Origin of the sequence: Methylovirgula sp. 4M-Z18 (genome assembly GCF_037890675.1) — a bacterium.
Classification (GTDB): Bacteria; Pseudomonadota; Alphaproteobacteria; order Rhizobiales; family Beijerinckiaceae; genus 4M-Z18.
Genome location: NZ_CP149574.1, coordinates 1,310,393 through 1,332,004 on the forward strand (window position 1 = coordinate 1,310,393; position 21,612 = coordinate 1,332,004).

22 protein-coding genes are annotated in these 21,612 nt (G+C 62.4%); 18 read left to right on the top strand and 4 right to left on the bottom strand.

Going from position 1 to position 21,612, the window contains the following annotated elements; all coding sequences use genetic code 11:
• Positions 1–117 precede the first annotated feature (117 nt).
• The 8 genes from ccmI (at position 118) to V9T28_RS05975 (ending at position 11,303) form a co-directional block, all read left to right on the top strand.
• Positions 118–1,218 (top strand): c-type cytochrome biogenesis protein CcmI, encoded by a 1,101-nt coding sequence (gene ccmI, locus V9T28_RS05940; RefSeq protein ID WP_116402365.1) that lies wholly within the window; start codon positions 118–120, stop codon positions 1,216–1,218.
• A 71-nt stretch (positions 1,219–1,289) separates the two neighbouring features.
• Positions 1,290–1,745 carry a cytochrome c maturation protein CcmE gene (gene ccmE, locus V9T28_RS05945; RefSeq protein WP_116402366.1) on the top strand — a complete coding sequence of 152 codons (456 nt, stop codon included), beginning with the start codon at positions 1,290–1,292 and terminating at the stop codon, positions 1,743–1,745.
• Positions 1,746–1,751: 6 nt separating this feature from the next.
• Positions 1,752–3,734: a heme lyase CcmF/NrfE family subunit gene (locus V9T28_RS05950; protein ID WP_116402367.1), complete on the top strand. Its 1,983-nt coding sequence runs from the start codon at positions 1,752–1,754 to the stop codon at positions 3,732–3,734.
• Positions 3,731–4,243, top strand: a complete 513-nt coding sequence (locus tag V9T28_RS05955) for a cytochrome c-type biogenesis protein (RefSeq protein WP_116402368.1) — start codon at positions 3,731–3,733, stop codon at positions 4,241–4,243. Before V9T28_RS05950 ends, V9T28_RS05955 begins: the two co-directional genes overlap by 4 nt.
• A gap of 246 nt (positions 4,244–4,489) precedes the next feature.
• On the top strand, positions 4,490–6,022 hold the full coding sequence (locus tag V9T28_RS05960) for a Do family serine endopeptidase (protein ID WP_116402369.1): 1,533 nt from the start codon (positions 4,490–4,492) through the stop codon (positions 6,020–6,022).
• A 241-nt stretch (positions 6,023–6,263) separates the two neighbouring features.
• Entirely contained in the window at positions 6,264–6,947 is a 684-nt protein-coding gene (locus V9T28_RS05965) for a response regulator transcription factor (RefSeq protein ID WP_116402446.1), read from the top strand.
• A complete protein-coding gene (locus V9T28_RS05970; protein ID WP_116402447.1) occupies positions 6,931–8,352 on the top strand; it encodes a sensor histidine kinase in 1,422 nt (473 codons plus the stop codon). Before V9T28_RS05965 ends, V9T28_RS05970 begins: the two co-directional genes overlap by 17 nt.
• A 44-nt stretch (positions 8,353–8,396) precedes the next feature.
• Positions 8,397–11,303: a bifunctional [glutamine synthetase] adenylyltransferase/[glutamine synthetase]-adenylyl-L-tyrosine phosphorylase gene (locus V9T28_RS05975; RefSeq protein ID WP_245424211.1), complete on the top strand. Its 2,907-nt coding sequence runs from the start codon at positions 8,397–8,399 to the stop codon at positions 11,301–11,303.
• A 60-nt stretch (positions 11,304–11,363) separates the two neighbouring features.
• Here V9T28_RS05975 and V9T28_RS05980 read toward each other — a convergent pair whose 3' ends face one another.
• Positions 11,364–11,798, bottom strand: coding sequence for a GFA family protein (locus tag V9T28_RS05980; RefSeq protein WP_116402371.1), 435 nt, complete (start codon positions 11,796–11,798; stop codon positions 11,364–11,366).
• Positions 11,799–11,867: 69 nt separating this feature from the next.
• Here V9T28_RS05980 and V9T28_RS23350 point away from each other — a divergent pair, with 69 nt between their 5' ends.
• Complete coding sequence (locus V9T28_RS23350; protein ID WP_116402372.1) at positions 11,868–12,128, top strand: DUF1127 domain-containing protein; 261 nt, start codon at positions 11,868–11,870, stop codon at positions 12,126–12,128.
• The gene (locus V9T28_RS05985; RefSeq protein WP_116402373.1) at positions 12,100–12,423 is read left to right on the top strand and encodes an ArsR/SmtB family transcription factor; all 324 of its coding nucleotides are present in this window, start codon (positions 12,100–12,102) and stop codon (positions 12,421–12,423) included. The genes V9T28_RS23350 and V9T28_RS05985 overlap by 29 nt, the downstream gene beginning before the upstream one ends.
• 30 nt (positions 12,424–12,453) lie before the next feature.
• On the opposite strand, the gene V9T28_RS05990 is transcribed toward V9T28_RS05985, so the two are convergent.
• The gene (locus V9T28_RS05990) at positions 12,454–13,068 is read right to left on the bottom strand and encodes a TetR/AcrR family transcriptional regulator (protein WP_116402374.1); all 615 of its coding nucleotides are present in this window, start codon (positions 13,066–13,068) and stop codon (positions 12,454–12,456) included.
• A gap of 96 nt (positions 13,069–13,164) precedes the next feature.
• Between V9T28_RS05990 and V9T28_RS05995 the strand changes: the two genes are divergently transcribed.
• Positions 13,165–13,653 carry a cupin domain-containing protein gene (locus tag V9T28_RS05995; RefSeq protein WP_199500250.1) on the top strand — a complete coding sequence of 163 codons (489 nt, stop codon included), beginning with the start codon at positions 13,165–13,167 and terminating at the stop codon, positions 13,651–13,653.
• Positions 13,654–13,707: 54 nt separating this feature from the next.
• On the top strand, positions 13,708–14,127 hold the full coding sequence (locus tag V9T28_RS06000) for a YybH family protein (protein WP_116402375.1): 420 nt from the start codon (positions 13,708–13,710) through the stop codon (positions 14,125–14,127).
• 21 nt (positions 14,128–14,148) lie between these two features.
• On the opposite strand, the gene V9T28_RS06005 is transcribed toward V9T28_RS06000, so the two are convergent.
• Positions 14,149–15,069 (bottom strand): nucleoside hydrolase, encoded by a 921-nt coding sequence (locus V9T28_RS06005; RefSeq protein ID WP_116402449.1) that lies wholly within the window; start codon positions 15,067–15,069, stop codon positions 14,149–14,151.
• A gap of 237 nt (positions 15,070–15,306) precedes the next feature.
• Between V9T28_RS06005 and V9T28_RS06010 the strand changes: the two genes are divergently transcribed.
• Positions 15,307–15,588, top strand: coding sequence for a metal-sensing transcriptional repressor (locus V9T28_RS06010; protein ID WP_116402450.1), 282 nt, complete (start codon positions 15,307–15,309; stop codon positions 15,586–15,588).
• Between the two features lie 8 nt (positions 15,589–15,596).
• Positions 15,597–16,946, top strand: coding sequence for a cation diffusion facilitator family transporter (locus tag V9T28_RS06015; protein WP_116402451.1), 1,350 nt, complete (start codon positions 15,597–15,599; stop codon positions 16,944–16,946).
• A gap of 396 nt (positions 16,947–17,342) precedes the next feature.
• Here V9T28_RS06015 and V9T28_RS06020 read toward each other — a convergent pair whose 3' ends face one another.
• The gene (locus V9T28_RS06020) at positions 17,343–18,041 is read right to left on the bottom strand and encodes an ArsR/SmtB family transcription factor (protein WP_116402376.1); all 699 of its coding nucleotides are present in this window, start codon (positions 18,039–18,041) and stop codon (positions 17,343–17,345) included.
• A 120-nt stretch (positions 18,042–18,161) separates the two neighbouring features.
• Here V9T28_RS06020 and V9T28_RS06025 point away from each other — a divergent pair, with 120 nt between their 5' ends.
• From V9T28_RS06025 to V9T28_RS06040, 4 genes are all read left to right on the top strand, one after another.
• Positions 18,162–19,448 (top strand): MFS transporter, encoded by a 1,287-nt coding sequence (locus tag V9T28_RS06025; RefSeq protein ID WP_116402377.1) that lies wholly within the window; start codon positions 18,162–18,164, stop codon positions 19,446–19,448.
• On the top strand, positions 19,445–20,095 hold the full coding sequence (locus V9T28_RS06030; RefSeq protein ID WP_116402378.1) for a flavin reductase family protein: 651 nt from the start codon (positions 19,445–19,447) through the stop codon (positions 20,093–20,095). The genes V9T28_RS06025 and V9T28_RS06030 overlap by 4 nt, the downstream gene beginning before the upstream one ends.
• A gap of 225 nt (positions 20,096–20,320) precedes the next feature.
• Positions 20,321–20,806 (top strand): hypothetical protein, encoded by a 486-nt coding sequence (locus V9T28_RS06035; protein WP_116402379.1) that lies wholly within the window; start codon positions 20,321–20,323, stop codon positions 20,804–20,806.
• 126 nt (positions 20,807–20,932) lie between these two features.
• Complete coding sequence (locus tag V9T28_RS06040) at positions 20,933–21,571, top strand: DsbA family protein (RefSeq protein WP_116402380.1); 639 nt, start codon at positions 20,933–20,935, stop codon at positions 21,569–21,571.
• Positions 21,572–21,612 lie beyond the last annotated feature (41 nt).

A 21,612-nucleotide genomic window follows, 5' to 3' on the forward strand; every position in this document is an offset into this window, starting at 1 on the left:
TGCGCCTAGGGACTGAGCCATTACGCCGGCAAAAGGTGGCGCTGGCCGGATGATGCCGCCAAGCAGCGACATGATGCGCTATTTCCCTTGGAGGTCATAAACCGTTACAGGAAGCCCATGATTTGGGTTGTGTTTGCAAGTTTGCTGGCGGCCGCCGTTCTCACGGTGTTGTGGCCTTTGAGCCGTGCGCGGCGCGGGCAGGGCCATGCGGAGCCCAATGTTGCATTTTACCGCCAGCAAGTGGCCGAGATCGACCGCGACGTGGCACTGGGCCGCTTGCAGGAGGCAGATGCGGACCTTGCCAAGGCGGAGGCCGGCCGCCGGCTACTCGCCGCCCAGCGCGCGGCGCGCCCTGAGGAGGCCGCCGCTTCGTCGACGCGCCGGCGCCGCATCGGTGCCCTGGCGGCGTTGACCGTTGTACCGGTCGTTTCTCTGTCGCTCTATGCGATGGTCGGGCATCCCGACATGCCGGATCAGCCGGCGGCCACCCGCCAGCGCGCCGCGCTCGACACGATGGATGTCAGCGCGATGGTCGCGCAGGTCGAAGCGCAGCTCGCCGTGCATCCCGACGACGGCAAAGGCTATGATGTGCTTGCGCCGATTTACATGCGGATGGACCGCTTCCAGGATGCGCTCAGTGCTTATGGCAACGCGATGCGGTTGCTTGGCGAGACGGCGGTGCGGCTCAGCGGCTATGGCGAGGCTCAGGTCTATGCGGCGCAGGGTGTCGTGACCGAAGAGGCGCGGAAGAGTTTTGACGCGGCGCTGCAAAAGCAGCCCTATGAACCCCGCGCGATGATGTATCTGTCGCTCGCGGCCGAACAGGACGGCAATCTTGCCAAGGCGCTCGATCTCGTCGCCGACCTTCTCGCGCATGCCCCAGGCGACGCCGATTGGCTCGATGAAGCGCGGGCGCGGGCGAAAGACTTGCAGGCGAAGCTTGACGGAGCCGGCAAGGCGCCGGCCGCAGTGGCGATCAGTGCCTTGCCGCCGGATCAGCAGAATGCCGCCATTCACGCCATGGTCGATGGTTTGGCGCAGCGGCTCGCGGCGAACGCGCATGACGCTCCGGGCTGGCTGCGCCTTATTCGCGCCTATAGCGTGTTGCAGGAAACCGACAAGGCTCAGCAGGCGCTCAAATCGGCGCGCGCGGCCTTTGCGCAAGATCAAGATGTGTTGCAGCAGCTCGATGCGTTGGCACGCGAACTCGGGCTGTAGTTTTTGTTTTGTCGCATTTTCTTAATCGAAAAGTCGAACAACTTTTCTGGAAAATGCTCGAGGGATGAGGGATGACGCGGAAGGGACGGCGGCTTTTTGTGATTGCTCTGGCGGGGGGCATGCTGGCGCTTGCCGCCGGCCTGGTGCTGTTCGCGCTGCGCGACACGATCGTTTTCTTCTACGGCCCGAGCGAGGTGATCGCCAAGAATCTGCCGGCCGGCACGCGCTTGCGTATCGGAGGCCTCGTGAAGGAAGGCTCGGTGCAAAAACCTGAAGCGATGGTCACCGATTTCGTCATCACCGATCGCAACCATGACGTGCATGTGGTCTATCATGGCCTGTTGCCCGATCTGTTCCGTGAGGGCCAAGGGGTCGTGGCGGAAGGTGTGCTCGATGGGTCGGCATCGATCGCGGCGGACAGCGTGCTTGCCAAGCATGACGAACGCTACATGCCGCGTGAAGTGGTCGATGCGTTGAAGAAACAAGGCCGCTGGCAGGAAGGATCTTCCGATGCGCCGTCACAGTGAGCGCCCATGATCGTCGAGACCGGACATTACGCCCTCGTTCTGGCACTCGCGCTGGCGTGTGTGCAAGTCGCGCTGCCGCTGTGGGGCGGCCTGACCCGCGACCGCGCGCTGATGGCTACCTCAGCGCCGCTCGCCGGCATGCAATTCGTGCTTGTGGCGCTTGCCTTCGCCGCATTGACCTATGCGCATGTCGTTTCCGATTTCTCGCTGGTCAATGTGGTCGAGAATTCGCATTCGCAAAAGCCGTTGATCTATAAGATCTCCGGCGTGTGGGGCAATCACGAAGGCTCCATGCTGCTCTGGGTGCTCATTCTGGCGCTCTTTGGCGCTCTTGTTGCAGCCTTCGCGCATACCATGCCAGCCGCCTTGAAAGCGCTCGTCCTCTCCATGCAAGGATTGATTGCGCTCGCGTTCCTGTCGTTCATCGTTCTCACCTCGGATCCGTTCGCGCGCCTGTTTCCGGCGCCCGCCGAAGGACAGGATTTGAATCCGATCCTGCAGGATCCGGGCCTCGCCATTCATCCGCCGCTGCTCTACGTCGGCTATGTCGGTTTCTCGATGACATTCTCCTTTGCGGCGGGGGCGCTCATCGACGGTAGGATCGACGCGGCTTGGGCGCGTTGGGTCCGGCCCTGGGCCTTGGTCGCATGGGTTTTCCTGACCCTCGGCATCGCCATGGGTTCCTACTGGGCCTACTACACGTTGGGGTGGGGTGGCTTCTGGTTCTGGGATCCGGTCGAAAACGCGTCGCTCATGCCGTGGCTTGCCGGCACCGCCTTGCTGCATTCCATCATCGTGATGGAAAAACGCGATGCGCTGAAAGTGTGGACGATTTTCTTAAGCATCCTGACCTTTTCCCTGTCGCTGCTCGGCACGTTCCTGGTGCGCTCCGGCGTTCTGACTTCCGTGCACGCCTTCGCGAACGATCCGCGGCGCGGCGTCTTCATTCTCGCGATCCTTGTGTTCTTCATCGGCGGGTCGCTCACGCTGTTCGCCTGGCGGGCGCCGGTGCTGAAACAGGGCGGTTTGTTCGCGCCGATCTCGCGGGAAGGGGGGCTGGTTCTGAACAATCTGTTCCTGACGATTGCCTGCGGTATCGTCTTCACGGGAACGCTCTACCCGCTCGCCTTCGAAGCGTTGACCGGCGGAAAAATTTCGGTCGGTGCGCCGTATTTCAATTTGACCTTCGTGCCGCTGACGCTGGCGCTGATGGTCATCGTTCCCTTCGGCCAACGTTTGGCTTGGAAGCGCGGCGATCTTCTCGGCGTCGTGCAACGGCTGCTGGCGTCGCTCGTCGTTGGACTCGCCGTGCTGGTTGCGCTCGAGGCGATGTTCTATGGCGGCCCGGTGCTGGCGCCGATTGCGGCGAGCCTTGCCGCCTATATCATTTTGGGATCTTTGGGCGACTTGTCGGATCGCATCTTTGTCCGCGCGTCGTCTTGGCAGGCAGGCCTTAGCCGTGCGGCTGGCCTGCCGCTTTCGGTATGGGGGACGGCGCTGGCACATGCGGGGGTCGGCGTAGCGCTCCTCGGCCTCGCGGCAACCGGTTGGGGCGTCGAACGGATCGTGACGCTGCGCCTGAACGAACCGGTCGAACTCGGGCCCTACCAGGTCACGATCGATCGATTGTTCGAACGGCCGGGGCCTAATTACCGCGAAGCGGTGGCGCATGCGATGATCCGCTCCGGCGGCGCCGTCTTTGCCGAGGCTGAGCCGTCCAAACGCAGCTTCGCCACGCGGCAGATGCAGACGACCGAAGCGGGCATCGTGACCCGCAATCTGGGCCAGATCTATCTCAGCCTCGGCGATCAGCACGCCGATGGGTCGGTTGACATGCGCCTCTACTGGAAGCCTTTGGTGACGCTGATCTGGTTCGGGGCCATTATCATGGCGCTCGGCGGCACGCTTTCGCTCGCCGATCGGCGGATTCGGCTTGGCATCGCGCGGCGTGCGAAATCGGTGCCCGCCGCGGCGCAGGCGGCGGAATGATGGGAATGCGCCGTTTCGTGATTGCCGCTCTGCTTGCCGTCGCGCTCCTCCCCCTTGTCATCGGCACGTCGGCGCTCGCCGTAAAGCCAGACGAAATGCTGCAAGATCCGGCGCTTGAAGCGCGTGCGCGGGCCATTTCCGCCGGACTGCGCTGCCCCGTGTGCCAGAACCAATCGATCGACGATTCGGACGCCCAGCTTGCGCGCGATTTGCGCCTTGTCGTGCGCGAGCATCTCAAGGCGGGTGAGAGCGATGCCGCGATCCGCGATTTTCTCGTCGCGCGCTACGGTCTCTTCATCCTGCTGCGACCGCCGCTCGATCGCGGCACGTTTTTGTTATGGTTCGCGCCGGTGCTGGCGCTCGGCGCCGGCGCTTTCGCGCTGCTGCAATTCGCGCGGCGCAAGCGGCGGCAGCCGAGCGCCGACGCAGCGCCTTTGAGCGCCGACGAGCACGCCGAAATAGCGGCGCTGATGCAGGCCGACGATGAGGCGCGCCGCCACTCGCCGTAAGATCCGGGATGCGCTATAACGCCTTGTTTTGCCAAGCGCATTTTCAAAGGGGGCGTGTGAATGGCACGTGCCTTCGGATCGCCGCAAGGCGTTCAAAAAACGCCTTCATTTTCGACGCAGAATCGCCGCAGGTTTTAATTACCAACTTTTCATATCGTCGCCATATGTCGGTAAGGCGGCGCCGCTCATCTTGCCCACCAACCGCTGGGACCAAACATCCCATGCCTGTTGTGGAGATGAGTTAAGATGACCTTCCGTGATCCTCAAAGCGATAAGCCTTTTTTCAACCGCGCGGGCAAGACGCCACTGGCCTTTCGTGCCGGCCTGCTCGGTGCCGTAGCTCTCGTCGCACTCGCCGGCGCCGCTTCCAATGTTTTGCTGCTTTCCCCGCATGCCGCTTCGGCCCAGACCGCCCAATCCGTGCAAAACGGTCCCGGCTTTGCTGACATGGTTCAGCGCGTCCGCGGTGCCGTCGTCTCCGTGAAGGTGAAGATGAAGGAGGACAATTCGAGCGACGATCAGGCGAGCACAGATAACCAGGACGGCAATCAGCAAGTCGATCCGTTCGAGGAATTCATGCGCCGGTTCGGCCAGATGCCGAATCAAGGTCATCGGCCCGAGCCGCGGCAGGGCGTTGCGCTCGGATCGGGTTTCATCATTTCGTCCGACGGCTATGTCGTGACCAACAATCACGTCGTCGATCACGCGACCGAGGTGACGATCACGATGGATGACGGCAAGACGCACGATGCGAAAATCATCGGCGTCGACAAGAAGACCGATCTCGCGCTGCTGAAGATCAAGGATGGCGGCGATTATCCGTTCGTCAATTTGGCGAGCGCCGCGCCGCGCGTCGGTGACTGGGTGGTTGCGGTCGGCAATCCCTTCGGCCTTGGCGGTACGGTGACGGCCGGTATCGTTTCGGCGCGCGGCCGCGACATCGGCTCCGGCCCCTATGACGATTACATTCAGATCGATGCACCGGTGAATCGCGGCAATTCGGGTGGACCGACCTTCAACGTCAATGGCGAGGTGATTGGCGTCAACACGGCGATCTATTCGCCGTCGGGCGGCAGTGTCGGCATCGGCTTCGATATCCCTGCCGATGTGGTGAAGCAGGTCGTCGCCCAGCTCAAGGATCGCGGCTTTGTGACGCGCGGTTGGATCGGCGTCGAAATTCAGCCCGTGACCAGCGAGATCGCGGACAGTGTCGGCCTCAAGGACGCGCACGGCGCGCTTGTCGCGGATGCGCAGAAGGACTCGCCTGCCAAGGCAGCCGGCATTCATTCGGGCGACGTGGTGCTCGATGTGAATGGCACGTCGATTGCGACGCCGCGTGATTTGGCTCGCACCATCGCTGCACTTGGCCCCGATCAGAAAGCCGACCTCACCATTTGGCGCGATGGCGCGGAAAAGCACGTCGAGATCAAGCTCGCCAATATGCCCAACGACGCGGCGGAGGCGAAAGTTGCACCCTCCGATAGTGACAAATCTGCGCTCGACGGCATGGGCCTCTCGCTAGCCCCTGCCGCAAGCCGCGGCGCGGGTCAGAACGGCGTCGTGATCACCAACCTCAATCCGGATAGCGCCGCCGCGCAAAACGGCCTGCGTCCTGGCGATGTGATCTTGGAAGTGAGCGGCGCGCAAGTGTCCAAGCCGGCCGATGTGGTGGCTGCGATCGACGCCGCCAAGAAGAGCGGGCGCAAGGCCGTGCTATTGCGGGTCAAGACCCAAGATGGCACCCGCTATGTCGCGCTGGCCACCCAGGCCGCTTCGTAAGGGTTTTCGGGGGAGGAGTCCTCCTCCGGCCCAAGCTGAAGGGTAAGATATTGTTATACTTGCCCTTTCTCGAGACTTGATCCGGCTCCCAAGGCATAACGCCCCCGCCGAGGTGGTTGGTCAAGTGCGGCAGGCCAGGTTCTCCGGGCCTGCCGCTTCGTTTTTTGCAGGGGCGCGGAAAAGACGGCTCAAAACGCGCCTCTTGACCTGACTTTGCGCTAGGATTTGTTATATGTCCGATATGCGAATTCTCATTATCGAAGACGATGCCGAGGCAGCGGCCTATCTCGTGAAGGCCTTTCGCGAAGCCGGCTATGTCGCCGACCATGCGGCCGATGGCCTGACCGGCTGCGCGCAGGCGCAGAACGAGCACTATGACGTGCTGATCGTCGATCGCATGTTGCCGAAACTCGACGGCCTTTCGCTCATCGGCGCGTTGCGGGAGCAGAAGGTGACGACGCCTGTGCTGATACTCTCCGCGCTCGGTCAGGTGGACGACCGGGTGAAAGGGTTGCGCGCCGGCGGAGACGATTATCTTGCCAAGCCCTATGCGTTTTCCGAGTTGCTCGCGCGGGTGGAAGTGCTCTCGCGCCGGAACCTGCGCGACAGGGCGGAAGAGACGGTCTACCGCGTCGCCGACCTGGAACTCGACCGGTTGGCCCACAAGGTTGCGCGCGCCGGCAAGGAAATCGTGCTGCAGCCGCGCGAGTTCCGCCTTCTCGAATATTTGATGCGTCACGCCGGCCAGGTCGTGACGCGCACCATGCTGCTCGAAAACGTTTGGGACTACCATTTTGATCCGCAAACCAACGTGATCGACGTGCATATTTCTCGCCTGCGCTCCAAGATTGAGAAAGACACGATGTCGCCGTTGCTCCATACGGTGCGTGGGGCTGGATATATGGTCCGTGACGGCATTAGGTAGAATTTTCCGGACCACGGCATTCAAACTGTCGTTGGCCTATCTGGTGATTTTCGCGATTGGCGCCGGCTTGGTTCTGGGGTCTGTCGCTCTCAATCTCCGCCGCATTTTCGACGACCAGGTCGCCGAGACCATCGACGCCGAAATCAAAGGCCTGTCGGAACAATATGAGATCGGCGGCATCACCGGCCTCGTCGATGTCATCGAGCGGCGCCTGCGGCGGCCCGGTTCCTCGCTCTATCTCGTCCGCACTGCTGCCGGCGAATCGATCGCCGGCAATGTGTGCGACTTGCCGAACGGTTTGCTGACCCAGCCGGGACTGGTCGTGACTGCGTATCAGCCGTGCACCGGCGACAGTACCGTGCCGCACCACGCGCTTGTCAGCGTCTCGGTGCTGCCGGGCGGCTTCCGGCTTCTGATCGGCCGCGATCTTGGCGAGCGCGACGAAATTCGCTCCGTGATCATCCGCGCGCAATTCACGAATTTCCTCTACCTTCTGGTCATCGGCACGGCGGGCGGTCTGTTCGTCGCCTGGCGCATCCTGCGCCGCGTCGATGCGATGAATGCAGCCGCGCGCACCATCATGATGGGCAATATGTCGGGCCGGCTACCGGTGGCCGGTTCGCAGGACGAGTTGGACCGCCTGGCAGAAAATCTCAATGCGATGCTCGAGCGCATCAGCGAACTGATGTCGGGCCTGCGCGAGGTCTCCGACAATATCGCCCATGATTTGAAAACGCCCCTCACGCGCCTGCGCAACGATGCCGAGCAAGCCCTGCGCTCGGCCGCGAGCCCGGATGAATATCGGCATTCGCTCGAGAAAATCATCGACGAATCCGATGGCCTTATTCGCATTTTCAATGCGCTCCTGATGATCGCCCGCGTGGAATCGGGGGCGAGCAAGGACGTGATGGTTTCGTTCGACATGGCCGAAGTCGTGCATTCGGTGGCCGAGCTCTACGAGCCGGTTGCCGAAGAGGCCGGCGCGCGGCTTGATGTCGATGCGATGGGTCCGGCGCGGGTCTATGGCAGCCGCGAACTGATCGGTCAGGCTTTGGTCAATCTCGTCGAAAACGCTCTCAAATATGGGCTCGAAGGCGGGGGCTCAGCGTCCGAGCCGCTGCAGATCGGGATGGCGAGCAGCGCCGAGACGGTGGACATTTGGGTCGGCGATCACGGGCCCGGCATCAGGGTTGACGATCGCGAGCATGTGTTGAGCCGCTTCGTTCGGCTTGAGAGCGCGCGCACGCGGCCGGGCACCGGCCTCGGCCTCGCGCTCACCGCGGCGGTCGCCAAATTGCACAATGGCTCGCTGCGGCTCGAAGACAATCACCCGGGTTTGCGGGCGATCCTCTCTTTACCTCGACAAATCGAGCAACCTGTTCAATCCTTGCCCAAGCCCGCGTGAAGCGGTGGGGGAAACGATTCGATTGGGGTTGAGAGGGTTTTTCCGTGCAATATGCGTCCATGGCTCTCGCGCAGCGCATCGTCGCCGCTCCCAAAGTGAAGCGGTCCAGCTTGGCCAAACGCAAGCTGCGCGACGTTTTGGACGCAGGAGGCGAGATCGCGGCACCGCACATCGAGGCCTTGCTGCTCGGGATCGCCGACCATTCGCCTTACCTTTGGACTTTGATCGTCCGCGATGTGGGGCGCCTGCACGGCCTCTTGCACACGGAACCGGAAGAAAAACTGCGGGCGATCATTGCCGATGTCCTGAAACTGGGGCTGGACGCGGCAAGCGAAGCCGCTTTGATGCAGGGCCTGCGCAAGGCCAAGCAGGAATTGGCGCTGCTGGTGGCGTTGTGCGATCTCGGCGGCGTTTGGGGACTGACCCAGGTGACAGGCGCTTTGTCGTCTTTTGCCGATGCGTGCGTTGCCGCGTCCCTGCGCTTTCTGCTGATCGAAGCGCAGCGCGCAGGGGCGGTTCATCTCGCGGAGCCGGATAATCCCGAACGCGGCTGCGGCATTTTTGTTCTGGCGATGGGGAAGCACGGCGCGCGCGAATTGAATTATTCGAGCGACATCGATCTGATCGTGCTGTTCGATCTCGCCTCGCCGGCTTTCGCGCCTGGGGCCGAGCCAGGCGCACAAATCGTGCGCATGACCAAGCGGCTCGTGAAACACCTGCAAGAGCGCACGTCGGACGGCTACGTCTTTCGCGTCGATTTGCGGCTGCGACCGGATCCCGGCGCGACGGCGGTTGCGATTTCGATCACGACGGCATTTTCCTACTATGAAACGCTTGGGCAGAATTGGGAGCGGGCGGCGCTGATCAAGGCGCGGCCGGTTGCGGGAGATATCCCTGTCGGACAATCATTTCTCGCCGAATTGCGGCCCTTCATCTGGCGCAAATATTTCGATTATGCCGCCATCGCCGATATCCATGCGATGAAGCGGCAGATCCATGCCTTTAAAGGGCATGGCGAAGTCGCGGTCGCCGGCCACGATTTGAAACTCGGGCGCGGCGGCATCCGCGAAATCGAATTCTTCGTGCAAACCCAGCAACTGATTTTCGGTGGCCGCCGTCCGGATTTGCGTGGCGCGCAAACCTTATCCATGCTGCGCGCGTTGCACGACGATGGCTGGGTGTCGGAAAAAGCGGTCCGCGATCTGTCGGATGCCTATGATTTTCTGCGCCGGCTCGAGCATCGCCGGCAAATGATCGACGACGAGCAGACCCAGCGTCTGCCGGCGGATGACGCGGATCTCAAGTCTTTCGCCGCTTTCTGCGGCTATGCCCGGTTCGAGAGCTTCCGCAAGGTGCTGCTGCATCATTTGCGTCACGTCGAGATGCATTATGCGCGCCTGTTCGAGCACGCGCCGGAGCTCGCGACGGAGGTCGGCAATCTGGTTTTTACCGGTGTCACGGACGATCCGGAAACATTGAAAACCTTGCGCGACATGGATTTCCGCGAACCGGAGGCGGCGGCTGAAACCGTTCGCGGCTGGCATTTCGGCCGACGCGTTGCGGTGCGCAGTGCCCGGGCGCGCGAAGTGCTGACCGAGCTGATCCCAAGCTTGTTGAAATCCTTTTCCGATTCTGGCGATCCGGATGCGGCGCTCAAAGCATTCGATGCGGCGCTCGAGAAAATGCCTGCGGCGATTGAGCTTTTTGCAATTTTGAAGTCCAACGGCGCGATCCGGCAATTGTTCGCCGACATTCTTGGGGCCGCGCCGCGTCTCGCTCAGGCGGTGATCGCGCGGCCGCATCTTTTGGACGCGGCCATCGATCCCGACCAGCTCAGTCCGCGCGCCGACGATGCCGCGTTCGACGCGCGGGTGAACGCTTCGCTGCAAAATGTCGCGGGCGAGGAGTTTTTGGACAAGGCGCGCGATCTGGGACGAGAGGAAATATTTCTCATTTCCGTGCGGCTGCTTGGCGGCGTGTTCGATGCGAAATTGGCGGGCAGCGCCTACTCGGCCTTGGCAGCGTCGCTGGTGCGCGCGACGCTCGCGCAGGTGCAGGCGGCGATGGCCCAGGAATATGGCACTGTTCCGTCCAGCGCCTGCGCGGTCTTCGCGATGGGTAAGCTTGGCTCGCAGGAAATGACCGCGGCCTCAGACCTCGATCTCATCGTCATCTACGATTTCGATTCCGAGCGGCCGGACTCGGATGGAGCGAAGTCGCTGCATGCGGTGCAATATTTCACGCGCCTCACCCAGCGCCTGTTGTCGAGCATTTCCGCGCCGACGCGGCGTGGCCGCCTGTACGAGGTCGATATGCGGTTGCGCCCGTCCGGCCGCAAAGGGCCGCTTGCGACGCAAATCGACGGTTTCGCCGATTACCAAAGCAAGGAAGCAGAAAACTGGGAACATATGGCACTGACCCGCGCACGCTTCGTCGCCGGAGATGCGGCGCTCGCCAAACGCGTCGAGGCCGTGATTGAAACGGCGATCGGTCAGGATAAAGATGTCGCGCATATCAAGCGCGATGTCCGCGAGATGCGGGCGCTGATCGCCCAAGAGAAGGGCGAGGCCGATCCGTGGGATCTGAAGCTCGCGTCAGGCGGCATCATCGATCTCGAATTTCTCTCGCAATATCATTGCTTGGCTTTCAGCGCCGCGCATCCGAGCCTGCTCAAGCGCCGGACCGATCTGGTGCTGGCGGAGGCGGCGCAACTCGGCCTCTTGGCGCCGGACGATGCGGCGATTCTGCAGGAGGCTTATGATCTCTATACATGCGCCACGCAGATGATGCGTCTGACCGTCGACGGCGCGTTTGATCCGCACAAGGTGCCGAATGCCGTGAAGCAGCAGATCGCGCGCGGCTGCGCCTTGCCCGATTTTCGCACGCTGGACAAGCAACTCACCGGCCTGCGCCGCGAGGTGCGGCGGATTTTCAAGCATGTCCTGCAATAGCCGGGCAAGCCTGGTTCTCAGGAGCGTCGTGCAACGACACGGATGAGTGCAAGTTATCGCTCAGATGCCACCATCCGGCGGCGAGCTGTTCTCCTGCGGCACGTCGTCGGTGATCTCGTAATAGTCGCCCTTCAACTGCACGCACAGGTGCTTGGTCAATCGCAATCCCGTCGGTTCGTTGATCGTGCTCGCGGCGATCGACATGTGATTCTTGCCACGGCCATCCCAGAAAATTTGGGTGCCGCATTTCGAGCAAAAGCCGTGCCGCACGGCAGGCGAGGAGCGATACCAGCGCAGCTTGCCGGGGCCGCGATGGATGATTTCGAGATTTGCCGTCTCACACGCCGAATAGGCGGCATAATGACTGTGCAGGCGGCGGCACCACGGACAGTGACAAGCCCAGACATCCCGTAAGGGGCCGCGAACCACATATCGAACCGACCCGCAGAGGCATCCGCCCGTCGCCCGGACCGGATTATTTTCGGATTCTGTCATCGGCGCTCCTTGCATTCGCATCTTATAGAACTATAATCCTAGAACTATGGTCGTATCAGGAGAATATCAATGGCCGGCTTTCTTCGCAAGATTTGCAATGATTGGCTTGCGGCGCGGCAGCGTCGTGCCAATATGGAGTTTCTTCTGACCTTGAGCGACGAGACGTTACAGGACATCGGCGTGGAAAGGTCGGAGATCGGGGCCAAGCTTGGTGAAGCGACGGCCGCAGAGGCCGGCGCAAGCATGGTCTGGAGCGTGCGATGGCCCGGTATGCGGGCCTTGACCAAGGCATGGAGACATTATGGCTTCGGCGGATATAGCCTTCGATGATGCGGCGCGGTGCTTGGCCGAACTCGGCCATCCGCATCGCCTGCAAATCTTCCAGCTGCTGATCCGGGCCGGAGATACAGGGCTCGCCGTCGGCGAGATCCAGAGGCAGCTCGGCATCCCGAAGTCCACCTTGGCCCATCATCTGGCGCAGCTTCTGGCAGCCGGGCTGATGACGCAGGAGCGGGAGGGCCGCGTGCAGCGCTGCCGGATTGCGGCGGCGCGAGCGAGTGCCTTCATCAATTTCTTTGTGACCGGCTGCGAGGGTTTGCCTGGCATCGAGCATTTGCCGGTTTAGACGCATCGCCGAGCCCGCGTGCCGCTTCCACTAACTCGCTGAACGCCGCGACGGAACCGCTGCCATCGCGCTCTTGAGCAGATCGACGAGAATTCCCTGGCGCTGCCGTTCCGTAAGGCCGGTGCGCTTCAATCCCCGCCAAACCGAAACGCTGCAGAGCGCCATCAGCACGCCGATCAATTGCTCGCTGGGCACCTCCTCGGCAAGCGTCTCCCGGATGAGTGCCTCGATCCCACCGTCGACCATGATGAGGAACTGGTCGAGTTCTGGAATCCTGTCGCGATCGTTGGCCGCCTTGAGCAGTCGGAACGCGCCGCGCATGTAAAAGGCGTCGAGTTCTGCCACCAGCCGCTCAAGCCGGCTCTGCCTGGTCACTAGCCCCTGGAATAGTTGCGGTGCGTCGGCCGGGAAGGGCGGGCGCATGTCCTCGGCGACATGGGCGCCGCAAGCCATCACCAGCGCGCCGATCGTCGGGAAGTGGCGGAGGACCGTTGCCGGGCCGACGCCGGCGCGTTCGGCGACATCGGCAAAAGAGGTCGTCGCCACGCCCTGCTCGTCGTGCAGCGCCATTGTCGCACGCACGATCCGCTCGCGTGTCTCGTCGCGCGCCGTTGCGCGCTTTTTCATCTGGTATGGTCTCGACATGCATTTTCCATATTGACGAAATAATAATTCCGCGAAATACTTATTTTTCGAAAATACACCAGACCGCTCAGGCCGTCTACAAGGGAGGTTCCCGGAATGATCGCCCAATCGCCGATGCCCAAAGCCGTAGTGGCCGTGCCGGCCGAGCGCCGGTGGTTTCTTGGCCTGCCGACATGGATTCGCGCCAGTGGCGCCGAGACGAACGGCACGCTCAGCCTGCTTGAGCAGGTCATACCGCCGGGATTTGTCTCACCCTGGCACGTTCATCACAACGAGGACGAGTCGTTCTACGTCATCGACGGCACGATGACCGTGGTCGTCGGTGACAGCGCGGTCACGCTCAATGCCGGCGATTTCGGTTTTGGTCCGCGCGGGATCCCGCACGGCTTTCGTATCGAGGGGACGAAGCCCGCCCGCATCCTCCTCATGACCAACAGCGGCGGCCTCGCCGCGTTTATCCGCGAGACGAGCGTTCCGGCGGAAGGCGCCGCGCCGCCCGAATTGAATCCCGCCGATTTGCCGAAGGTCGCCGCGGCAGCGGAAAGGCACGGCATGACTATCCTTGGTCCGATGCCAGGCATTTGAGCCAAGCGAGGTTTTTCGCAGGCGGCCTTCCAACGCATATCAGGGGAGGATCTCATGAACATCCAAGAACGGTACGGCAGCGACAATGACTTGAGCGCCATCGACAAGACGCGCGACGCGCATGTCGCCGCCCTTAATGGCGGCGACACCGGTGCCTGGGTTGCGCTGTTCGCCGAAGATGGCGTACAGATGCCGCCCAACGCCCCGGCGAATATCGGCATGGCGATGATCGGCGCGTGGTCGAAAGCGCTATTGAGCCACTTTCAAGTCGAGTTCGCCCTCGCGGTCGACGAGGTCCGCGTCTCCGGTGACTGGGCTTTCGAGCGCGGCGGCTACACGATCGGTTTGAACGCTGCGGCCGCTGGTTCGGTGATGCGGGACAGTGGCAAATACATCACGATCTATCAGAAGAGCGCGACGGGCATATGGCGTATGGCGCGCGATATTTGGAACAGTAATAATTCCGCTGCCTGAAGCGCGCGCAACCATTCATCGTCAGAGCGGCCGCAAGCGGTCGAAAACAAGCTTGAAGAACCGTGCGTCGTCAAGATCGGTGATCACCGTGCAATTCGCCGGCCTTCCCACGCGATGGCGCTCCGACACGGCGGCGACGGTTCGGCCGCGGGTGAGCGGCGAGGCGCATTCGACCTCGACTCGCGCCTCAACCCCGGAAAACAGTGTCGGATCGATCAGGTGCGCCACGACGCAAGGATCGTGCAGCATCGGGTCGCCGGTGCCGTAGTGGGCGAGCATATCGGCTGACTCTTGCGACACGTCGTTGGGTTGGGCGCGCAGCGCCGCCATCCGGTCGCGGGTCACAACCGCCTTGCCGGTGACATCGAGGCCGAACATCGTCAGCCTGCAGCCGGAGGACATGACGACTTCGGCCGCATGCGGGTCGACCCAGATATTGAACTCGGCCTCCGGCGTCGAATTGCCCGGGCGGAAGGCGGCGCCGCCCATGAAGACGATTTCCTTGATATCCTGCGCAATGCTCGGCTCTTTCAGCAAAGCGAGCGCAATATTCGTCATCGGGCCGATCGGGCACAAGGTGATTTCGCCGGGCGCGTTTCGCACGGTGTCGATGATGAAATCCACCGCATGCTGGCTTTGCACGCCGAAGGGCGCGTTGGGCAGATCGACGCCGCCGAGGCCGTCGTTGCCATGCACACTGCCAGCCCGCCCCGGGGCGGGGAAAATTCCGTTCGCGCAGCCCTTGTAAACCGGAATGTCGGCGCGGCCCGCAAGCGCGCAGATGCGCAAGGCATTCCGAGTCGTGTTCGACAAGGGCACATTGCCGGCAACCGTGGTGATGCCGACGAGTTCGATTTCATCCGGCGAGCCGAAGGCGAGAAACAAGGCGATGGCGTCGTCAACCCCCGGGTCGCAATCGATGATGATACGATGTTTTGCCATGATGAAATCCTGATCGGCTGGAAGGCCTGATTGTTCCATGGTTTTCGAGCTTACATGCTCTTCTTCCTCTCTGAACGCGGGCCCGCCCGACTTCAACATCAAAAAATGCCCAAACCGAGCATACCCGGCTTGCGGTTTGGGCGAGGGCCGCGTCGGCTGTTCCCGAACCATGGCGTCGAGGCGGACCGCCGGGAATGTTCATTGACTCTATCGTATCCCCCTGGATAGGATATGATCATGAGCGAAGACCCCTCCCTGCACCAAAGTCATCCCGACATCATCAAGCGCCTCAAGCGCGCCGACGGTCATCTCAAGAGCGTGATCGAGATGATCGAGGCCGGCCGGCCGTGTTTGGACATTGCCCAGCAGCTCCATGCCGTCGAGAAGGCGATCGGCCAGGCCAAGAAGACGCTGATCCAGGACCATCTCGATCATTGCCTTGAAGACGTTGTCGGCCCGCTGCCCAGCGACCGGCGCCGCACGATCGACGAGTTCAAAGAAATCACCAAGTATCTGTGAGGTTGACCGTGCTTGCCGCAATCAAGGAATGGTTCGGCTATGGCGGCCACGGTCACCGCCATGGTCACGCTCATGGCGCGCACGGCCATTCCCACGGGGAAGGAGGCCATGGCCATACCCATGGCGTGATCGATCCAAGTATCGCCAGTTCCGAGCGGGGCATCTGGGCGATCAAATGGTCGTTTATCATTCTCGCTGTGACGGCGGTGCTCCAGTTGATCGTGGTGTTCGCCTCCGGCAGCGTGGCGCTGCTCGCCGACACGATCCACAATATCGGCGATGCGACGACGGCCATTCCGCTGTGGATCGCCTTCGTGCTGGTGCGGCGCCCCCCCACTGCCACGTTCAATTACGGCCTTGGCCGTGTCGAGGATTTCGCGGGCCTGGTGATCGTGCTGATCATCCTGTTCAGCGCGCTCGTCGCCGGCTATGAAGCGATCGACCGCCTCATCCATCCCCAACCGATCGCTCAGCTTGGCGCCGTCGCCATCGCCGGCCTGATCGGCTTCATCGGCAACGAAGTCGTCGCGATTTTCCGCATCAAGGTGGGGCGCGAGATGAGCAGCGCGGCTCTGATCGCGGACGGGTATCACGCCCGTACCGATGGCCTCACCAGTCTTGCCGTGGTGCTCGGGGCCTTCGGCGTCTGGATCGGCTTTCCGCTCGCCGATCCCATCATCGGCCTCCTGATTACCATCGCCATCTTGGGGATCGTCTGGCAGTCGGCCCACGCCGTGATCACCCGCAGTCTCGATGGCATCGAACCGAGCGTGCGCGATGAAATCCGCCATGCCGCCGAGCATGTCGCGGGGATCAGGCAGGTGACGGATACCAAGGCGCGTTGGCTTGGGCACAAGCTGCACGCCGATGTCACTATCCGCGTGGATGAAGGCCTCAATGTCGCGCAAGCCGGAACGATCGCAGCGGCATTGAGGAGCGAACTATACGCCCATTTGCCGCCGCTCGGATCGGCGACGATACAATTCGCGCGCAGCGACGAGGCCTCTGCGTCAGCGCCGGCTGCGCATAGCCATCATCATGCGCCCGAACCGTTCGAAATTGCCTCGAGCCTCGCGATCGGCCGCCTCGCAATCGTCGATACGCCGAATGGCGAGCGCATGCGGCTCTCGGTGCAAAGTCATGCGGCGGGGCTGGAAGCTCTGGTGCGGATCTTCCGTGAGAACGGCAGGGTCGAAACGCTGCCGCTGCGTCCTGCCGCTGACGATCATCATGCCTTGCTGAGCGAGGTCGCTCCCGAGGAGCCGCATGAGTTCAATGCCGAACTCGTCCTCACCGCGGGCGGGAAGAGTGAAGCGCATCCGTTTTGCATGGAAGAACCGGAAGGTCGTCACCATTAGACCATAGGACGCCGGGGGCCGAAGCGGCGAAAATTTGACAAATCCGAATTGAGAACATATAGTGAACATAAGGTTTGGCAAGGAATTGCAAATCCATGAGTCAGGGGACGGACGCGCGAGGGAGCGAAAACCTCTCCTCAACTTCAAAACTGTCGAATATCGGCTGCGGCGGAACTTGCGGGAGAGCGATGGGGAGACATATGAAAATTTTTTGAAATCAAACTAATAGGACGAATATTTATTATTATTCAATATGTTAAAGTGGTATCTGGACGGAAATAGGGCGTTTCAAACGCTAGATGGAAGCACAGCAGCGATTTCGGGGAGACGTAAAGGACCGCGACCGGGACGGTCGCTGTCCTGTGCGATTCCGCTCAAAAACAACATGCTCGAAGGTCACAGCCCCAACTCGACCCCGAACGCCTGGTGCAGGGCACCATGACCGATGGGGGTGATGTCGAGGGCCCGGTTGCCGTTCTGGCGGCGGACCCAGCCTTTTTCGAGGCAATGGTCGCAAATCGCCTGGCCGAGCCGTCCGGCCAGATGCGGCCGGCGCTCGCTCCAATCGAGGCAAGGCCGGCACAGGGGGCGGGTGCTTTTGCTCGCGGCTTCCGGCAGGCGCAGGCCGATCGCGTCGAACAGTGCGAAACCGCGCTCGGTGATCAAACCGGCCTCGTCGTTCAAGCGGATGGCGCCGGCCTCTTGCAAGCCGGTGGCAATGGCGACGCCGAGCCGGCCGGCGATATGGTCGTAGCAGGAGCGTGCCCGGCGCATCGCGGCATCACGCGGGCCAGTAACGACCTTGCGCGGCCGCGCGGCCGGCGGCGACAATTCCATCAGCCCTTCCAGCATATGCGCCACTTTCGCCGAACTGAGCCGATGATAGCGATGCCGGCCTTGGGCCTCAGCTTTCAGGAGCTGGGCGGCGGTGAGTTTGGCGAGATGGGAGCTCGCCGTCTGCGGCGTGATATTGGCGCTTGCCGCCAGTTCGGTGGCGGTCAGCGCGCGTCCGTCCATCAGCGCCAAGAGCATGGCGGCGCGGGCCGGATCGCCCACCAGGGCGGCGATTTCGGCAAGTTGGTTCGCATGGGTCATGAAAGCCTCCTAACCGGTTCAGCATAGCGCCCGCCCACCGCCGACGTTTCGATGGCCATCGTAACATCCGCCCGCCAAACGCGGCAAGTTTCCGTTCGTTTCAGTTCAGGAGGCTTGAACATGATTGTACCGGTCGGTCAGCGGCCCTTCTTCGGCCGGCGCGTCGTCGGCGCCGCTTTCATCATGGCGATTTTCGGCTGGGGCTTCGGCTTTTACGGACCGCCGATCTTCATGCAGGCGGTGCTGGAGCGGACCCAATGGTCGGTGGGATTCGTCTCCGCCGCCGTCACCCTGCATTTCCTGTTCGGCGCCCTGGTGGTGGCCCGCCTGCCGCAGCTCCATGCGCGGTTCGGCGTGCCGCGTGTCACCGTGGCCGGCTCCGCCGCATTGGCGCTCGGCGTGATCGGCTGGGCGCTGGCGCGCGAGCCCTGGCAGGTCCTGCTGGCGGCCCTCATTTCCGGTGCGGGCTGGGTGACGATGGGCGCCGCGGCGGTGAATGCGGTGATCGCGCCGTGGTTCGTAGCGCGGCGGCCGATCGCGCTTGCGACTGCTTATAACGGAGCGAGTATCGGCGGCGTGATCCTATCGCCGCTTTGGGCTTGGGCCATCGCCCGGTTCGGCTTCGGCGTTGCGGCTGTCGTGCTGGGCCTCGTGATGGTGTTTGTCATGGTCGTGCTGGCGCGGTCTGTGTTCGCCGTCACGCCGGAAGCCATCGGCCAGCATCCCGACGGCGAGGCCATGCCGCGTGGACCGATGCGCAGCGACGATCCGGCGGCCGCGCGCGCCGGCGTGTTCCTGTGGCGCGACAGGCTCTTCCTGACCCTCGCGGTCGGCACGTCGCTTGGTCTCTTCGCGCAAGCGGGCCTCATCGCGCATCTTTATTCCGTCCTGGTCACGCCGCTCGGCAATCAGGGAGCGAGCCTAGCGATGGGCCTTGCGACTGCCTGCGCCATTGCCGGGCGGATCGTGGTTGGCCGCCTCATGCCGCCAGGAACCGACCGCCGCCTCGTGTCCTGCGTGTGCTATGGCGTGCAGGTGGCGGGCTCGCTGCTGCTTCTGTGCTCTGCGGGGTCCCATATCGCGCTGCTGCTCTTCGGCGTCGTTCTGTTCGGCTCGGGGATCGGCAATGCCACCTCGCTGCCGCCGCTGATCGCGCAAACGGAATTTGCCAAGGCCGACGTGCAGCGCGTCGTCGCCCTCAATGTCGCGATCAGCCAGGCAACTTACGCGCTCGCCCCCGCAGCTTTCGGCTTGCTGCGCATGTCGCTGCCCGCAGGAAATACGGGACTGATGTTCGCGGTTGCAGCGGCCATTCAGCTTGCCGCGATCGGCTGCTTCTTCCTCGGCCGCACCCATTCCTCCCCCGTGCTTGCACAACCCAAAACCCCACAAGGATATGCTCGATGAATATCAATGTCCGCACGCGACCGGCGCCAAGCCATATCGAAATCCACCCCTCCGTGCTCTATGTCGGCACGCCGATCGTTCTGATGACCACCTGCAATGCGGATGGCAGCGCCAATATCACGCCGATGTCCTCGGCTTGGGCCTTAAGCGACCGGATGGTGCTGGGCTTGCAGGCGGCGGGGCAGGGCGCAGCGAATGTGTTGCGCACGCGGGAATGCGTCCTGAATTTTCCCTCGGCGGAATTGTGGCCGCAGGTCGAGAACATCGCCCACACAACCGGGCGAGATCCGGTTCCGAATTTCAAGGCGGCGATCGGTTTCGTTCATTGCGCCGACAAATTCGCGCTCGGTAATTTTACGGCGCAGCCCTCTCGATGCGTGATGCCGCCGCGGATCGTTGAATGTCCGCTGCAGATGGAAGCCAAGCTCGTCGCAGCGCATGAACTCGGCCAGGATGTGGACGCGCCGGCAGGCCCGGCTTTGTTGAGCCTTGAAGTGCGCGTGCTGAAAGTGCACGCGTTGCCATCGATCGTCGTGCCCGGTACCAACCACGTCGATACGGCGCAATGGCATCCGCTATTTTACGTGTTCCGCCATTATTTCAGCGTCGGCCCGGACCTCGGCAAGACGTTCCGGGCGGAAATTTGATTGCTGGTATTCGGTTGACGCCGCGAACAACAATTCTTTTTGGAGCGGCATCCATCGGGTGTAATATGAGGCGTCCGGTTCAAAATCGCGGGGGCAATGGGGCCGGCGACCCGACGCACCTTTCCCGACATCAATATGCCCGTCTTATGCAGCTCAGGCAGCCGCAGGCAAACATTCCTCAAGGTCAGACCGTCATGCGGCGCTTAACCAATAGGGGGATCGACAATGGGCACGCAACTTCATTTCATCGGCATGACGTGTTTGTCAGCTGGGCTTGCGGTCATGACCGGCGGGACGTCGCCCGCCCGGGCGCAAGTTCTCGGTCTGACCTGTGGCACCGAATACACCGACAATCGGCCCAACCGCTGTAACTGGCAGGCGGACGGCAAGGTCGTTTCGGGCGTGTCGTCGTGCCGCCTCACCGATGACCCAACCGTGGCGATTTATACCAATTGCCGCGGCGAAGAAGAGAAGGTGAAAATCATTGGCGGACTCACCGCCTGCTGCACCAGCTATTCGGGCTGCACGCCGCGCAAGCCCGAGCCGCAATATGTGGCGGCTTGCGCTGCCGGCACCAACCGCATCATGCGCGCGCCGGGCGCCGTTCGGATCATCGAGGAGGGCGGCAGTGGGTTGCCGTTCGGTATCGGCATTGGCATCGGCGGCCATCGCTGGTTCCGGCGCCGGCCAGATGAAAACCGTGGGGAATAAGGCGCGAGATCCGCCTGCGAAAAGCAATACCGGGTGCGGCGCGGGGCTATGGCGGTAGCGCCCCCTTTGCCTCGCCCATCTCCCCATGCATAGTGTGTCGCAACCTCTCCGAATCAGCGACCACCCATGAACCGACGCGATCTGCTGCGATATTTCACGGCCTGGGGCTTTGCCGGCGAATGTGTCTCCTTCCTTGGCCGGCCGGCCCATGCCGCGCCGGGCGGCGCCGACGTCACGACGGTGCTGCACGATCCTGACTCGCCGCAGGGCGGCAATCCGAAGGGCGATGTGACCATTGTCGTCTATTTCGATTACAATTGTCCGTTCTGCAAAAAGTCGATGCGCGACATGAAGCGGTTCGTCGCGCAAGACCGCAAGGTCCGGATCGTCTACAAGGATTGGCCGATCCTTGCGCCGTCCTCGATGACGGGCGCCAAGCTGGCGCTGGCGGCGAAATATCAAGGTAAATACCAGGTTGTTCACGATGCGCTGATGGCGATCCCGCATGGCGACGCGTCCGAGGACGAGATGCGCGAAGCCGCGGCGGCCTCCGGCGTTAACATGGCGCGGCTTGCCGCCGACGTCGAAAAGCACAATGACGCGATCACCGCGCTGCTGCAACGCAATGCCGCGCAGGCGCAGGTCCTGGATTTGCCGGGCACGCCCGTCTATCTGATCGGCCCGCTCAAAATCGCATTGGCGCTCGAATACGACGGTTTTGCCCAGGCGACCGCCGACGCGCGCGCAGAGTTGCGCAAGCGGTAACGCTCCTTGTTGAAATGGATTGACGACCGCATGGCTGCACT